General features: G+C 65.1%; 11 protein-coding genes. 7 read left to right on the top strand and 4 right to left on the bottom strand.

All coding sequences use genetic code 11. From position 1 onward, the window contains the following. Positions 1–304: 304 nt before the first annotated feature. Together F6X39_RS12390 and F6X39_RS12395 are read left to right on the top strand one after the other, a co-directional pair. Positions 305–5,008, top strand: coding sequence for a glutamate synthase-related protein (locus tag F6X39_RS12390; protein ID WP_187616824.1), 4,704 nt, complete (start codon positions 305–307; stop codon positions 5,006–5,008). Positions 5,009–5,112: 104 nt separating this feature from the next. After that, complete coding sequence (locus tag F6X39_RS12395) at positions 5,113–6,582, top strand: glutamate synthase subunit beta (RefSeq protein ID WP_184035664.1); 1,470 nt, start codon at positions 5,113–5,115, stop codon at positions 6,580–6,582. A 196-nt stretch (positions 6,583–6,778) separates the two neighbouring features. Here the strand turns inward: F6X39_RS12395 and F6X39_RS12400 are convergent, their stop codons facing one another. Both F6X39_RS12400 and F6X39_RS12405 read right to left on the bottom strand, forming a co-directional pair. Further along, a complete protein-coding gene (locus tag F6X39_RS12400; RefSeq protein ID WP_187616825.1) occupies positions 6,779–8,044 on the bottom strand; it encodes a D-amino acid dehydrogenase in 1,266 nt (421 codons plus the stop codon). A 27-nt stretch (positions 8,045–8,071) separates the two neighbouring features. Further along, positions 8,072–9,331, bottom strand: a complete 1,260-nt coding sequence (locus F6X39_RS12405) for an MFS transporter (protein ID WP_187616826.1) — start codon at positions 9,329–9,331, stop codon at positions 8,072–8,074. Positions 9,332–9,684: 353 nt separating this feature from the next. Here F6X39_RS12405 and F6X39_RS12410 point away from each other — a divergent pair, with 353 nt between their 5' ends. After that, positions 9,685–10,560 carry a tyrosine-protein phosphatase gene (locus F6X39_RS12410; protein ID WP_187616827.1) on the top strand — a complete coding sequence of 292 codons (876 nt, stop codon included), beginning with the start codon at positions 9,685–9,687 and terminating at the stop codon, positions 10,558–10,560. 191 nt (positions 10,561–10,751) lie between these two features. Here F6X39_RS12410 and F6X39_RS12415 read toward each other — a convergent pair whose 3' ends face one another. Further along, positions 10,752–12,059, bottom strand: coding sequence for an ATP-binding protein (locus tag F6X39_RS12415; RefSeq protein ID WP_187616828.1), 1,308 nt, complete (start codon positions 12,057–12,059; stop codon positions 10,752–10,754). Next, a complete protein-coding gene (locus tag F6X39_RS12420; RefSeq protein WP_018420192.1) occupies positions 12,056–12,796 on the bottom strand; it encodes a response regulator in 741 nt (246 codons plus the stop codon). Before F6X39_RS12420 ends, F6X39_RS12415 begins: the two co-directional genes overlap by 4 nt. Positions 12,797–13,188: 392 nt before the next feature. Between F6X39_RS12420 and F6X39_RS12425 the strand changes: the two genes are divergently transcribed. From F6X39_RS12425 to F6X39_RS12440, 4 genes are all read left to right on the top strand, one after another. After that, complete coding sequence (locus F6X39_RS12425) at positions 13,189–13,380, top strand: hypothetical protein (RefSeq protein WP_262414690.1); 192 nt, start codon at positions 13,189–13,191, stop codon at positions 13,378–13,380. A gap of 54 nt (positions 13,381–13,434) precedes the next feature. Then, positions 13,435–13,593 carry a DUF6726 family protein gene (locus tag F6X39_RS12430; RefSeq protein WP_187616830.1) on the top strand — a complete coding sequence of 53 codons (159 nt, stop codon included), beginning with the start codon at positions 13,435–13,437 and terminating at the stop codon, positions 13,591–13,593. 3 nt (positions 13,594–13,596) lie between these two features. Beyond that, positions 13,597–14,310 (top strand): hypothetical protein, encoded by a 714-nt coding sequence (locus F6X39_RS12435; RefSeq protein ID WP_187616831.1) that lies wholly within the window; start codon positions 13,597–13,599, stop codon positions 14,308–14,310. Positions 14,311–14,431: 121 nt separating this feature from the next. Further along, positions 14,432–15,103 carry a flagellar basal body L-ring protein FlgH gene (locus F6X39_RS12440; RefSeq protein WP_187616832.1) on the top strand — a complete coding sequence of 224 codons (672 nt, stop codon included), beginning with the start codon at positions 14,432–14,434 and terminating at the stop codon, positions 15,101–15,103. The last annotated feature ends 31 nt before the right edge of the window (positions 15,104–15,134 follow it).

Here is a 15,134-nt window from a genome sequence, read left to right on the forward strand (position 1 = left end):
TCCGATTAAAGTGTTTTGCATCAAGGGACTGCATGAAGACGGCACGTCGGATGCCGTTTTCTTTTGCCCCAAGTTGATGTGGCACCAATAAAAAACACCCGCACTGCACCAATTTGATAATCGGGGGCTGATCATTAGGTTTTATTTGCTATTTCCTTGATTCGTCGCGTATATTCCGATTTCCGACGCTTTTCGTCCCGCGCAGTCTTGCTGCGAGAAGAGCGCCGTCGTGGTCGCGAAGCGCACTGCGGCAAAAACACAATGGTTTAACGGCCTGTCCGGCCTCCTCACAGACGGTGTCCCCATGAACGATCACCAGCAACCGATTCACCCGGTTCCCGCCGCCCAAGGTCTGTACGACCCGCAAAACGAGCATGATGCCTGCGGCGTCGGCTTCGTCGCCCATATCAAGGGCCACAAGAGTCACGAAATCATCCAGCAGGGCCTGAAGATTCTCGAGAACCTCGATCACCGGGGCGCCGTCGGCGCCGATCCGCTGATGGGCGACGGCGCGGGCATCCTGATCCAGATTCCGGACGGCTTCTATCGCGAAGAGATGGCCCGGCAGGGCGTGACGCTGCCGCCGGCTGGCGAATACGGCGTCGGCATGATTTTCCTGCCGAAGGAGCACGCGTCGCGCATCGCCTGCGAACAGGAGCTCGAGCGCACGGTGAAGGCCGAGGGTCAGGTCGTGCTCGGCTGGCGCGACGTGCCGGTCGACCACGCCATGCCGATCTCGCCGACCGTGAAGGCGAGCGAGCCGCTGATCCGCCAGATCTTTATCGGCCGCGGCAAGGACATCATGGTGACCGACGCGCTCGAGCGGAAGCTGTACATCATCCGCAAGACCGCGAGCCATCGCATCCAGGCGCTGAAGCTCAAGCACGGCAAGGAATACTTCGTGCCGTCGATGTCGGCGCGCACGGTCGTCTACAAGGGTCTGCTGCTGGCGGGCCAGGTCGGCGTGTACTACCGCGACCTGCAGGACGACCGCACCATCTCGGCGCTCGCACTCGTGCACCAGCGCTTCTCGACCAACACGTTCCCGGCGTGGGAACTGGCTCACCCGTACCGCATGATCGCCCACAACGGCGAAATCAACACGGTGAAGGGCAACGTCAACTGGCTGAACGCGCGTACCGGCGCGATCGCCTCGCACGTACTCGGCGACGATCTGCCGAAGCTGTGGCCGCTGATCTATCCGGGCCAATCGGATACGGCATCGTTCGACAACTGTCTCGAACTGCTGGTGATGGCCGGCTACCCGCTCGTCCACGCGATGATGATGATGATTCCGGAAGCCTGGGAACAGCACACGCTGATGGACGAAAATCGCCGCGCGTTCTACGAATACCACGCCGCCATGATGGAGCCGTGGGACGGCCCCGCCGCCATCGCGTTCACCGACGGCCGCCAGATCGGCGCGACGCTCGACCGTAACGGTCTGCGCCCGGCGCGCTACATCGTCACCGACGACGACCTCGTCATCATGGCGTCGGAAGCCGGCACGTTGCCTATTTCCGAGTCGAAAATCGTCAAGAAGTGGCGTCTGCAGCCGGGCAAGATGTTCCTGATCGACATGGAGCACGGCCGCATCATCGACGACAAGGAACTGAAGGACAACCTCGCGAACGCCAAGCCGTACAAGAGCTGGATCGACGCCGTGCGCATCAAGCTCGACGAGATCGAGGCGAAGGCCGAAGACGTCGTGACGGAACGCCGCGAAGCTGCTGCGCTGCTGGATCGCCAGCAGGCGTTCGGCTACACCCAGGAAGACCTGAAGTTCCTGATGGCGCCGATGGCGCAAGCGGGCGAGGAAGCGGTCGGCTCGATGGGCAACGACTCGCCGCTCGCGGTCATGTCCAACAAGAACAAGACGCTCTATCACTACTTCAAGCAGCTGTTCGCGCAGGTCACGAACCCGCCGATCGACCCGATCCGTGAAAACATGGTGATGTCGCTCGTGTCGTTCATCGGCCCGAAGCCCAACCTGCTCGACACGAACAACATCAACCCGCCGATGCGTCTCGAAGTGTCGCAGCCGGTGCTCGACTTCAAGGACATCGCGAAGATCCGCGCGATCGATCAGTACACGGGCGGCAAGTTCAGCTCGTACGAACTGAACATCTGCTATCCGGTCGCCTGGGGCAAGGAAGGCATCGAGGCACGCCTTGCGTCGCTGTGCGCGGAAGCAGTCGATGCGGTCAAGTCCGGCTACAACATGCTGATCGTGTCGGACCGCAAGACCGACCGCGACAACGTCGCGATTCCGGCGCTGCTCGCTACGGCCGCGATCCACACGCACCTCGTGCAGCAGGGTCTGCGCACGAGCACGGGTCTCGTCGTCGAAACCGGTTCGGCGCGTGAAACGCACCACTTCGCGCTGCTCGCGGGCTATGGCGCGGAAGCCGTGCACCCGTACCTCGCGATGGAAACGCTGAGCCAGCTCGCGGCCGGCCTGAAGGGCGACCTGTCGGCGGAGAAGGCGGTCTACAACTTCACGAAGGCAGTCGGCAAGGGCCTGCAGAAGGTCATGTCGAAGATGGGTATTTCGACCTACATGTCGTACACCGGCGCGCAGATTTTCGAAGCGGTCGGTCTCGCCGCTGATCTGGTGTCGAAGTACTTTCACGGCACGTCGTCGAAAGTCGGCGGCATTGGTCTGTTCGACGTCGCGGAAGAAGCGATCCGTCTGCATCGCGAAGCATTCGGCGACGACCCGGTCCTCGCGAACATGCTTGACGCGGGCGGCGAGTACGCGTACCGCGTGCGCGGCGAAGAACACATGTGGACGCCGGATGCGATCGCCAAGCTGCAGCACTCGGCGCGCAGCAACTCGTACCAGACGTACAAGGAATACGCGCATCTGATCAACGATCAGACCAGGCGCCACATGACCTTCCGCGGCCTGTTCGAGTTCAAGTTCGATCCGACCAAGGCGATCCCGCTCGACGAAGTCGAACCGGCGAAGGAAATCGTCAAGCGTTTCGCGACCGGTGCAATGTCGATGGGCTCGATCAGCACCGAAGCGCACGCCACGCTCGCCGTCGCGATGAACCGCATCGGCGGCAAGTCGAACACCGGTGAAGGCGGTGAAGACGCGAACCGTTATCGCAACGAACTGCGCGGCATTCCGATCAGGAACGGCGACACGATGAAGTCCGTGATCGGCGACGAAGTGGTCGTCGACATTCCGTTGAAGGAAGGCGATTCGCTGCGCTCGCGCATCAAGCAGGTCGCGTCGGGCCGCTTCGGCGTGACGGCGGAGTACCTCGCGTCGGCCGACCAGATCCAGATCAAGATGGCGCAGGGCGCGAAGCCGGGCGAAGGCGGTCAGCTGCCGGGTCACAAGGTGTCGGACTACATCGGCAAGCTGCGTTACTCGGTGCCGGGCGTCGGCCTGATTTCGCCGCCGCCGCACCACGACATCTACTCGATCGAAGATCTGGCGCAGCTGATTCACGATCTGAAGAACGTGAACGCGTCGTCGAGCATCTCGGTGAAGCTCGTGTCGGAGTCGGGCGTCGGTACGGTTGCCGCGGGTGTCGCGAAGGCGAAGGCCGACCACGTCGTGATCGCCGGTCATGACGGCGGCACGGGTGCATCGCCGCTGTCGTCGATCAAGCATGCGGGCACGCCGTGGGAACTGGGTCTCGCCGAAACGCAGCAGACGCTGGTGCTGAACCAGCTGCGCGGCCGTATCCGCGTGCAGGCCGACGGTCAGATGAAGACCGGCCGCGACGTCGTGATCGGCGCGCTGCTCGGCGCTGACGAGTTCGGCTTCGCGACGGCGCCGCTCGTCGTCGAAGGCTGCATCATGATGCGCAAGTGCCATCTGAACACGTGCCCGGTCGGCGTCGCGACGCAAGATCCGGTGCTGCGCGCGAAGTTCCAGGGCCAGCCGGAACACGTCGTGAACTTCTTCTTCTTCATTGCGGAAGAGGCGCGCGAAATCATGGCGCAACTCGGTATCCGCAAGTTCGACGACCTGATCGGTCGCGCGGAACTGCTCGACACGAAGAAGGGTATCGAGCACTGGAAGGCGAAGGGCCTCGACTTCTCGCGTGTGTTCTACCAGCCGCAAGTGCCGGCTGAAGTCGCGCGCAAGCACGTCGACGTGCAGGATCACGGCCTCGACCGCGCGCTCGACCACACGCTGATCGAGAAGGCGAAGGCAGCGATCGAGAAAGGCGAGCACGTGTCGTTCATCCAGCCGGTGCGCAACGTGAACCGCACGGTCGGCGCGATGCTGTCGGGCACGATCGCGAAGAAGTACGGCCACGAAGGACTCGCGGACGACGCGATCCACATCCAGTTGAAGGGCACCGCGGGTCAGAGCTTCGGCGCGTTCCTCGCGAAGGGCATCACGCTGGATCTGGTCGGCGACGGCAACGACTACGTGGGCAAGGGCCTGTCGGGCGGCCGCATCATCATCCGTCCGACCAACGATTTCCGCGGCAAGTCGGAAGAGAACATCATCTGCGGCAACACGGTGATGTACGGCGCGATCGAAGGCGAAGCCTTCTTCCGCGGCGTGGCCGGCGAGCGATTCTGCGTGCGTAACTCGGGCGCGACAGCGGTCGTCGAAGGCACGGGCGACCACGGTTGCGAATACATGACGGGCGGCACGGTCGTCGTGCTCGGCGAGACGGGCCGTAACTTCGCGGCCGGTATGTCGGGCGGCATCGCGTACGTGTTCGATCCGGACGGCATGTTCGCGAGCAAGTGCAACAAGTCGATGGTCGCGCTCGAACCGGTGCTGCAACAGGCCGAACAGGAGCGCACGGTCGATCAGGGCGTGTGGCATCGCGGCACGACCGACGAAGCGCTGCTCAAGGGGCTCATCGAGCGTCACTTCCAGTTCACGGGCTCTCCGCGCGCGAAGGCGCTGCTCGAAAACTGGGACGCGGCACGCCGTCAGTTCGTGAAGGTGTTCCCGACCGAATACAAGCGCGCGCTCGGCGAACTCGCCGCGAAGAAGGCGAACAGCGAAGTGCTCGCCGCCTGAGCTGCCTTCACGGAAGTCAACTTTAGACGTACCCGCCGCGTTCCGACCAATCGACGCGCGGCGGGTCCAGATTACCCCTAGATACAGATAGAGAAGAGAACCACATGGGCAAGGCAACCGGTTTTCTCGAGTTCGAACGTCGCCACGAGACGTACGAGGCTCCGCTCACGCGTGTGAAGCACTACAAGGAATTCGTCGCGGCACTGACCGACGACGAAGCGAAGATTCAAGGCGCGCGTTGCATGGACTGCGGCATTCCGTTCTGCAACAGCGGCTGCCCGGTCAACAACATCATCCCGGACTTCAACGACCTGGTGTTCCGTCAGGACTGGAAGAACGCGATCGAAGTGCTGCATTCGACCAACAACTTCCCCGAGTTCACGGGCCGCATCTGCCCGGCACCGTGCGAAGCTGCGTGCACGCTCGGCATCAACGACGACCCGGTCGGCATCAAGTCGATCGAGCACGCGATCATCGACAAAGCCTGGACCGAAGGCTGGGTCGCGCCGCAAACGCCGAAGCACAAGACCGGCAAGAAGGTCGCCGTGGTCGGCTCGGGCCCCGCGGGTCTCGCGGCCGCGCAGCAGCTCGCGCGCGCCGGTCATGACGTGACCGTGTTCGAGAAGAACGACCGGATCGGCGGTCTGCTGCGTTATGGCATCCCCGACTTCAAACTGGAGAAGTGGCAGATCGACCGCCGCATGCGCCAGATGGAAGGCGAAGGCGTGACGTTCCGCACCAACGTGTTCATCGGCAAGCCGGACTCGCTGCCGGCGCACATTGGCAACACGGCGAAGGAAACCATCACGCCGGCCGAGCTGAACGAACAGTTCGACGCGGTCGTGATCGCCGGTGGTTCCGAAACGCCGCGCGATCTGCCGGTGCCGGGCCGCGAGCTCGAAGGCGTGTACTACGCGATGGAATTCCTGCCGCAGCAGAACAAGGTCAACGCCGGCGACAAAGTGCCGAACCAGCTCGTCGCGAAGGGCAAGCACGTCGTCGTGATCGGCGGCGGCGATACCGGTTCCGACTGCGTGGGCACGTCGAACCGTCACGGCGCGAAGAGCGTCACGCAGTTCGAGCTGCTGCCGCAGCCGCCGGAAGAAGAGAACAAGCCGCTCGTATGGCCGTACTGGCCGATCAAGCTGCGCACGTCGTCGTCGCATGAGGAAGGCTGCGAGCGCGACTGGGCGGTCGCGACCAAGCGTCTCGAAGGCAAGAACGGCAAGGTCGAGAAGCTGATCGCCGCGCGCGTCGAATGGAAGGACGGCAAGATGGTCGAAGTGCCGAACTCCGAATTCGAAATGAAGGCCGACCTCGTGCTGCTCGCGATGGGCTTCACGCAGCCGGTGTCGCCGGTGCTCGAAGCGTTCGGCGTCGACAAGGATGCGCGCGGCAACGTGCGCGCCACGACCGAGGGCGACAAGGCGTACTACACGTCGGTGAACAAGGTGTTCACGGCAGGCGACATGCGCCGTGGCCAGTCGCTCGTGGTGTGGGCGATTCGCGAAGGCCGTCAGTGCGCACGTTCGGTCGATGCGTTCCTGATGGGGCATTCGGAACTGCCGCGTTAAGCGTCTTCAGCCGGTGTGCGTGCCTGGAGTTCCATGCCGCGCGCGCCGGCCACGATTTGCAGGAAGACGTGGAGACGACAAGGCGCCCCATGAAGGGCACCTGTAGCGGGAAAGCAATGCAGTAAAAAAAAACCGGGCTCGCCTGAAAGGGGGAGCCCGGTTTTCTTTTGCCTCGGCGCGGTGCGTTATGTCCGCCTCATTGGCGATAGCGCGCGAGCGTCAGACCGTCGAGATCGATCTCCGGTTTGCGCTGCGCGATCAGATCCGCGACCACGCGCGCCGAGCCCATCGACATCGCCCAGCCCGTCGAGCCGTGCCCGAGGTTCAGCCATAAGTTGTCGATGTTGCACGGGCCGAGCAGCGGCGCGCCATCGGGCGTCATCGGCCGGCGGCCGACCCAGAAGTGCGCGGAAGTCGGATTGGCCGCGTGCGGAAACCAGTCGCGCAGCACCGTGAGCAGCGTTTGCAGCGCCTGCTCGCGCAACGTCGTCTGGCGATTGCCGAGCTCCGCCGTACCCGCGATGCGCAGGTTGTTGCCGAAGCGCGTGATCGCCGTCTTCAGCGATTCGTCCATTAGTGCCGCCCGTGGCGCTTTTTCCTCGTCGGTCACAGGCAAGGTGGCCGAATAGCCCTTCACCGGATAGAGCGGCACCTTCACGCCGAGCGGCGCGAGCAACGCCGCGCTATCGACGCCGAGCGCGACGACCACCGCGTCGGCCGGCAGCGTCTGCGCGCCCTGCTCGCTTTGAATATGCACGCCGCGCACCGTCGCTCCCTCGACATCGAGCGACGTGACGCGCGTGTCGAAGCGAAAGCTCACGCCATTGCGTTCACAGATCGCGCGCAGTTCGCGGGTGAAGCGCGCGCAGTCGCCGGCTTCGTCGTCGGGCAGATAGAGGCCCGAGAACGGCGCCTGACGCGCCCAGTGCAGACCCGGCTCGATCTCCGCGCACTGCGCGGCGCTGACTTCCCGATGCACGATGCCCGCATCGCGCAGCACCGCGAGCGCCGGCTGCGCGAGTTCGACGTCGTACTCGCTGCGAAACAGTTGCAGATAGCCCTGGCTGCGGCCGTAGTCGAACGGATGACGGCCGCGAAATTCGTACAGGCAAGCGCGGCTGTAGTACGCGATGCGCTGCATACGCTGCTTGTTCACGCGAAAGCGGTCGAGGTCGCACTCGCGCAGCCAGCGCGCGATCCAGCGCCATTGGGCCGGATCGAGCGTCGGCCGGAAGATCAGCGGCGAGGCCGGCTTGAACAGGTACTTGAGGATTTTCGCCGGCATGCCGGGCGCGGCCCATGGCGTCACGTAGCCCGGCGCGATCACGCCGGCGTTGCCGAAACTCGTGGACAGGGCGACGTCGGGTTCGCGCTCGATCACCGTCACGCCGCAGCCTTGCTGGCACAGATAAAAAGCAGTGGCGACACCGATGACGCCGCCGCCGAGTACGATCGTTTTCATGATTGGGAACTGCGGTGTCAGACGATCTCAAGCGGCGGAGCCGGCCGCCCCTAGCACCTTGCCCTTCGTTTCCGGCAGGCACAACGCGGCGACGATCACGAGCAGATACCCCGCGCCCGCGACGATGCCCATCGCCTTCACGAGCGTCATCGTCTGCGCGAAGGTACCGACGAGTATCGGAAAGAACGAGCCGAGCCCGCGCCCGAGGTTGTAGCAGAAGCCTTGCCCCGAGCCGCGGATTTCGTTCGGATACAGCTCCGACAGATACGCGCCGATGCCCGCGAAAATCCCCTGCACGACGATGCCGAGCGGAAAGCCGAGCGCGAGCATCATCGTGTCGGTGATCGGCAGCATCGTGTAGACCATGCCGAGCACGAACGAGCCGACCGCGAACAGCACGAACGACGCGCGCCGGCCGATCCTGTCGCACAGAATCGCGCCGACGATATAGCCGGCGAACGAACCGACGATCAGCACGATCAGATAGCCGCTCGTATTGAACACCGACAGATGGCGCTCCGTCTTCAGATAGGTGGGCAGCCACGTCGTGATCGCGTAGTAGCCGCCGAGCATGCCGGTGCACAGCGCGCTGCCGAGCATAGTTGTCTTCAGATGCGCGGCTGAGAAGATCTGCATGAAGTGCGACGTGTTGATGCCGCTTTCGCGCTCGCGACGCGTCGCGACAAAGATGTCGGGGTCGCTAACGTTGCGGCGGATATAGATGATCCACGCGGCGGGCAGCAGGCCAACCCAGAAGCACGCGCGCCACGCGTACTGTTCCGGCAGCAGCGCGAAAGCCGCCCAGTAGACGATCGCCGCGGCCGCCCAGCCGAACGACCAGCTGCTCTGCACGGTGCCGACCGCCTTTGCGCGATGCTGTGGCGAGCGGATCGTCTCGGCCATCATGATCGTCACGACCGACCACTCACCGCCGAAGCCGATGCCCTGCAGCGTACGCGTGGCGAGCAACTGCCAGAACGACTGCGTGAAGCCAGACAGGAACGTGAAGATCGCGAAGGTGGCGATCGTCCATTGCAATACACGGATGCGGCCGTGGCGATCGGCAAGAATGCCGGCGAGCCAGCCGCCGATCGCCGACGAAATCAGCGAGCTGGTGGCGATCATGCCTGCTTCGCTTCTGCTCATGCCCCACGTCGCGATCAGCGTCGGGATGAGGAACGAGTAGATCATGAAGTCGAACGCGTCGATCGCGTATCCGCCGAAACCGGCGAATAGCGTGCGACGCTCGCGCGGGGTCAGCTCGGTGAACCATTGGAGAGAAGACATGTTTTGTTGTGGTCTCCAGGTTTCTTGTGCCTGCGGGGGCCGGATGGGAGGGTGTCCGTATTCTACGGGGATGCGGCGTCGTGAGGCCAGTTGAGGTCAAAAAGGGCGTGCGCGAGGTAACGGCCGATAAGGCACCGCAAGGGAACGGAAATCAGTGGGCCAACCGTCCCTCTTTTTTCTTACTAACCCCTACGATGTAACGCAAAACTTTCTGGTCAACGTTAAACTGCGTCTGCAGCCCCGGCTGCCCCACGCAATCCTCCTATACACCTGTCGCCCCGATGTCCGTTACCGCGAAAAACCGTTCGCCTTTCCGCGCCTTTGCGAGCACGACCGTGCCCGTGGAGCGCGGCATGCCCGGCGAAGCGTCGGCGGCGCGGCGACGCTTTCTGAGGGGCTCGGCCGGTGCGATGCTGGCCGCGGGTTTCGGCAGCACGCTGCTGTCCGCCTGCGGCGGTAGTCTCGAAGCCGATCAGCCGGCTACGCCGCGGCTCGTGTCGGTCAGCAACTTCCGCGATGTCGGCGGCGCGGGTGCCGGCTATCTGACCGTCGACGGCAAACAGATGCGGCGCGGCGTGTTCTATCGCGCGAACGCGCTGACGCTGAGCGGCACCGACACGGCGACGCTCGACAAGCTCGGTATCGTGTCGGTCTACGACCTGCGCACACCCGCCGAAATCGCACGCACCGCCGACGTGCTGCCGAGCGGCGCGACATCCTCGACGCTGAACGTGCTCGGCACGAACGACTTCGTCGCGCCCCCGGTCGATTCTCCCGTCGACGCCGTCGCGTTCATGCAGGCGCAGGCGCGCGCGTATGTGACCGGCGGCCCGCAGCGAGCCGCCTATGGCGCGCTGCTCGGCGCGCTCGCCGACGGCACGGGCGCGCAGCTATTCCACTCGAACGCGGGCAAGGATCGCGCGGGCTGGGTCGCGGCGCTGCTGCTCAGCATCGCCAACGTTCCGCTCGACGTGATCATGCAGGACTACCTGCTCAGCAACGTCTATCTCGCGCCATCGATCGCCGCGCAAACCACCACGCTGCGCGCGCAGGAAGGCGCGGCCATCGCGACGGCGAGAGCGCCGTTGCTCGACGTGGACGAGAACTATCTGCAGGCGGGCTTCGACCAGGTGCAGGCGAGCTACGGCACGATGGCGAGCTACCTGACGCAAGGCCTCGGTCTTTCCACGGCGACGGTCGACGCGCTGCGCAATCGGCTCGTGCATTGACGCGCTTCGCTGGCGCGCTTTGGTGGCCTTCCTACAGCGCAAAAAAAAAGTCCGCCGCAGAGGTGCGGGCGGACCGGGAAGGGCTGCATCGAGGTTGCCGGGGGCGACTATAAGGCCGCAACCCGCGCGACAGTCGATGCGGTAAGGGCAGGTAAGTGTCCGGTCCGCGCCGCGTTTGCCTGCGATCATCCTTACGTCAGCGCCGGCTCCACCGGCAATTCGATCCGCACTTCGAGCCCCCCCTGCGCGTGATTGCGCACGAGGCAGCGTCCACCGCGATCGTGCGCGAGCCGCGCGACGATCGCGAGACCGAGCCCGCAATGGCCTTCGCCGCCGCGCGCGGCGTCGAGCCGCACGAACGGCTTCATCGCCGCGGCAATGCGGTCGTCGGGAATGCCGGCGCCGTGGTCGCGCACGCTGATCGTCCAATGACGGTCGTTGCACGCGGTCGAGATTTCCACTGGCGGCACGCCGTGTTCGAGCGCGTTGTCGACGAGGTTCGTCACGAGCCGGTCGAGCAGCGTGCGCGGCAGCGTGAACGAGGGGCCGGCGCGCAGATCGAGCGCGAACAACGGGGTTTCGGCGGGGTCCGCCGCTTCGGCGGTTTCAGCGGCCTCCGCGTAATCGCCCGAGGAAAACTGCTCGCGCAAGAAATCGTCGACTTCGACGGGCGGTCCGGTGTCCGCCGATTGGCCCGCGAATTCGAGGAACTGCTGGACGATGTTGGTCAGGGAATCGACGTCGCGGATCAGGCCCGCGCGCTCGTTTTCGTCGACCAGCACGCTTGCGCGCAGCTTCAGGCGCGTGAGCGGCGCCTTCAGATCGTGCGCGACGCCGGCGAGCATCACCGCCTGGTCGTCGCCGGCTTCGTTCAGGCGCCGCATCATGTCGTTGAATGAGCCGATCAGGTCACGCAGCTCGCGCGGGCCCTGCACCGGCACGGGTTGGGGCCGGCCGCCCGAGCCGAACGCCCGCGACGCATCGGCCACGCGCGACAACGGCCGTTGCATCTGCCACACCGCGAACAACGACAGGATCAGCCCGGCGACCAGCATCGACACCGATTCGATCAGAAAGCGCGGCGGCGGCGGCAGGTCGACCGGCACGACGACCCAGTTCGACTTGCCCGGGACCAGCACCCACAGTTGCGGCGGACGCAGATCGTCGACGGCGATCTTCGTGCCGGCCGGCAGGTTCTCACGCAGGTGCCGGCTCAGTTCGACCACCATATGCTCGTGCGGCTCGCGCAGATGCACGCTGGTCGGCATGTTCCAGGTGGGCACCAGATGCACGCGCATCGCCGGCGCGAGCGCGGCGCCCTTGATCGGCTCGCCGTTGATCGCCTGCAGCACGAGCAGGATGCCGCGCGCGAAGCCGTCGATTTCGTGGCGCGGCGGCTGCATCGTCACCAGCACGAACCAGCTCGCCTGAATCGCGAACAGCACCGCAGCCGACAGCAACGCCATTCTGCCGAACAGCGTGTTCAGCGGATTTCTCATGCGCTCGGGGCGGCCCCGTCCTCGAAGGGTGTGCCGTTGGCGTCGGGCACGAACACGTAGCCCTTGCCGCGCACCGTTTGCACGTAGCACGGGTTCGACGGGTCGTCCTCGATCACGCGGCGCAGGCGCCAGATCGGTACGTCGAGGCTACGGTCGCGGAACGCGAGGTTGTCGCGATGCACGAGATCGTGAATCAGCACGCGCGACAGCACCTTGTACGGATTGTTGACGAAGATCTTCAGCAGCGCGAATTCGCTGTCGCGCAGCGGCAGCTTGGCGTCGTCGCGGCTCAGCGAGCGCGTGGCGAAGTCCAGTTCGAATGGACCGAAGCGATAGCGCTTGCGTGCTTCGGGCGCGCTCGTGGTGGACGGCCCGCGCCGGCGCAACACGGTCTGGATCCGCACGAGCAGTTCGCGCGGATCGAACGGCTTGGTCAGATAGTCGTCCGCGCCGAGCGACAGGCCGACGATGCGGTCGGCCACCGTGCCGCGCGCGGTCACGAAGATCACCGGGATGTCGTCGCCGGCGGCGCGCAACGCGGTGAGCGCGCGCAGGCCGTCGGTGTTCGGCATCATGATGTCGAGCACGACGACCGACGGCCGCTCACGCTCGAGACGACGCTGCAAATGGGTGCCGTCATGCAGCACGGACGCATCGAAGCCGTTCGACTGCAGAAACTTGCAAAGCAGATCGCGTACGACCGGATCGTCGTCGACGATAAGGACCTGTGGATTCATGGCGAAATTCTAGACTGGCCCGTCCGACGCGCGACCGGGCATTTCCTTACCAACGCTTACTGTGCGCCGCCCGGTGCTGGCGGGCTCGCGCCGGGGCGGATCAGCGAAGGTGCAGCGCTTACTTTAGCACTGCCTGATCCGGCTCTGCGCGACGACAGGCACGCGATGACAACAGTTGGCAAGCACTCGAAAGCTCTCGCAAGCCCACGGAACGGATCGTAACAACCGCGCGAAAGCGTGCTTTGCTTCGCCCATCGTCGGCACCCGCGCGGCGCGATGATTCGTTCCGCAGCAAGTCGCGCCGCACGCCGAACGAGGCCCGCTGCCTCGGACGACGGCGCGCGGCGTTCAACCGACACCGGTGCGCAATGCGCGCCTTCGCGAGGTCCATCATGACGATCCAAAATACGCTCAGTTCCACGCCTTTCTCCTCGCTGGCGAATAAGCCGGCCACGGAGAAGTCCGCCAGTTCAAGCTCCACGGGCGCAGCGGCGAAATCGCAGCAGAGCGCCGGGCTCGGGCAGCCTGCACTGCCTGCGCCGGGCACGGGGCTCATCGGCCATCTGGTCAACACGACTGCGTGAATCGGCGAGGTCCGCGTGCCGTTATCCAGAACTACTGAGCAGCGGCGGCGCGCCGTGGCGTGGCTCGTTGCCGGCGCGCTGCTGATGCCGCTCGGCGGCTGCGGCGCCGCGGCACTGCCGTGCCGGGTCACGGCGGCGACCCTGAAAGTGCTGCCGGTCGTCGGCCATGCGGCGGCGACGCCGTTCGACATGTGCGCTTCCGCGATCGATTGAATCATGACGCTCACCCGGATGGTTGGTGCACTGATATTGCTCGGCGGCGTGCTGTCGTGCGCCGCGCATGCACAGCTCGTCGCGCGCAGTGCGAAGGCGGCCAGCGCGGCATCGAATAGCGTCGTCACCGACACGCGGCGGCGCTCGCCGGACGCGCCGTTTTCGTTTCGCGGCGTCGCGCTCGGCATCACGATGGACGAATTCCGCGCGGGCTCGACCGTGCGCGCGACGCCGGTCGGCAGCGTGCCGATCTGCGAGACGGACGTGCAGGCCGGAGCGCTCGGCATGCGGCTGAAGTCGCACGATAGCCTGAGCGTCGCGTGCCGCTGGGCGCATCGCGATGATGAACGCTGGGCGGTGTCGCAGGCCGTGGTCGATGGTGCGCCGGCGCTCGAACACGTGATGCGCTTCGCGCGCATCGACGGGCAGGGCGCGCTGCGTCTCTACGAGATGTCGTTCGTGATCGACGAGCTGACCGCGGAGGATCTGCGCGACGCGCTCGAGGATCGTTACGGGCCGCCGCGTCTCGCGACGCGCAACGCGGCGGCGCCGGGCGCGATGCCGATGTACGTATGGGAGAACGCGGTGAGTTCGATCACGCTGTGCTTTCTGCCCGGCAGCCGCAACGGCACGCTCACGTATCTGCTGAAGGGCTCGGATGCGTGGATGAAAGCGCTCGTGCGGCAATGGCAGGCGAGCGGCGCCGATGCGGGCTGACGCGGGCTGACGTTTGCCAGGCAACCCTGATTACCGGTGCGATCCCAACGCCGAAACCGGGCGGTGTCCGGATAGGCCGCCTCACTTCGACTCCTTTCATCCTTTCCGCCACGGAGCCAGCATGACCGCGCTACGTCTCACCCTCGTGCTCGGCGCCGCGAGCTGTCTCGCGGCCTGTTCGAGCGCGCAGACCAGGTCGATCGTCGAAACGCCGATGGCGCCGCCGCTCGCGTCCGCGCCGTTGAACGTCAACACGCAAGGCGCGATCTATCAGGCCGGCGCGCCGCTGCTGCTGTATGAGACGCCGCGCGCGCAGCACGTCGGCGACGTGCTGACGATCCGGCTGTCGGAATCGTATAGCGGCAACAACAGCGCAAGCGCGTCGGCGAACCGCACGAGCAGCATCACCGCGACTGCCGCGGATCAATCGACGAATGCCGTCGCGCGACTCGCCAAACTGTTCAACATCGGCTCTGCCAGCACCGACTACAAAGGGCAGGGCAATCTGAGCGACATCAGCGACATGACGGGCACGCTAGCCGTGACCGTGATCGCCACGGTGTCGGGCGGCAATCTCGTCGTGTCAGGCGAGAAGGTGATCGCGATGAGCGGGACCCGCGACCGTCTTCGACTCTCGGGCATCGTCAATCCCAAGGACATCGAAGCAGGCAATTACGTCACGTCGAGCAAGGTCGCGAATGCGCGCATCGAGCAGGCGGGCCTCGGCATGGTCAACGATGCGACGACGATGGGCTGGCTGCAGAGGATGTTTCTGAGTGTGCTGACGTTTTGACCGTCAGCCGGGTCAGCGCGGTGCGCGCGAC

The sequence above is a fragment of the Paraburkholderia sp. UCT2 genome, assembly GCF_014397665.1.
Lineage (GTDB): Bacteria > Pseudomonadota > Gammaproteobacteria > Burkholderiales > Burkholderiaceae > Paraburkholderia > Paraburkholderia tuberum.

What these genes read in the sequence shown, in the direction of transcription:
- F6X39_RS12435 (WP_187616831.1), top strand. Translation starts at nt 13,597, where the DNA reads ATGACGCTCACCCGGATGGTTGGTGCACTGATATTGCTCGGCGGCGTG.
- F6X39_RS12415 (WP_187616828.1), bottom strand. Translation starts at nt 12,059, where the DNA reads ATGAGAAATCCGCTGAACACGCTGTTCGGCAGAATGGCGTTGCTGTCG.
- F6X39_RS12405 (WP_187616826.1), bottom strand. Translation starts at nt 9,331, where the DNA reads ATGTCTTCTCTCCAATGGTTCACCGAGCTGACCCCGCGCGAGCGTCGC.
- F6X39_RS12390 (WP_187616824.1), top strand. Translation starts at nt 305, where the DNA reads ATGAACGATCACCAGCAACCGATTCACCCGGTTCCCGCCGCCCAAGGT.
- F6X39_RS12440 (WP_187616832.1), top strand. Translation starts at nt 14,432, where the DNA reads ATGACCGCGCTACGTCTCACCCTCGTGCTCGGCGCCGCGAGCTGTCTC.
- F6X39_RS12420 (WP_018420192.1), bottom strand. Translation starts at nt 12,796, where the DNA reads ATGAATCCACAGGTCCTTATCGTCGACGACGATCCGGTCGTACGCGAT.
- F6X39_RS12425 (WP_262414690.1), top strand. Translation starts at nt 13,189, where the DNA reads ATGACGATCCAAAATACGCTCAGTTCCACGCCTTTCTCCTCGCTGGCG.
- F6X39_RS12410 (WP_187616827.1), top strand. Translation starts at nt 9,685, where the DNA reads ATGCCCGGCGAAGCGTCGGCGGCGCGGCGACGCTTTCTGAGGGGCTCG.
- F6X39_RS12400 (WP_187616825.1), bottom strand. Translation starts at nt 8,044, where the DNA reads ATGAAAACGATCGTACTCGGCGGCGGCGTCATCGGTGTCGCCACTGCT.
- F6X39_RS12395 (WP_184035664.1), top strand. Translation starts at nt 5,113, where the DNA reads ATGGGCAAGGCAACCGGTTTTCTCGAGTTCGAACGTCGCCACGAGACG.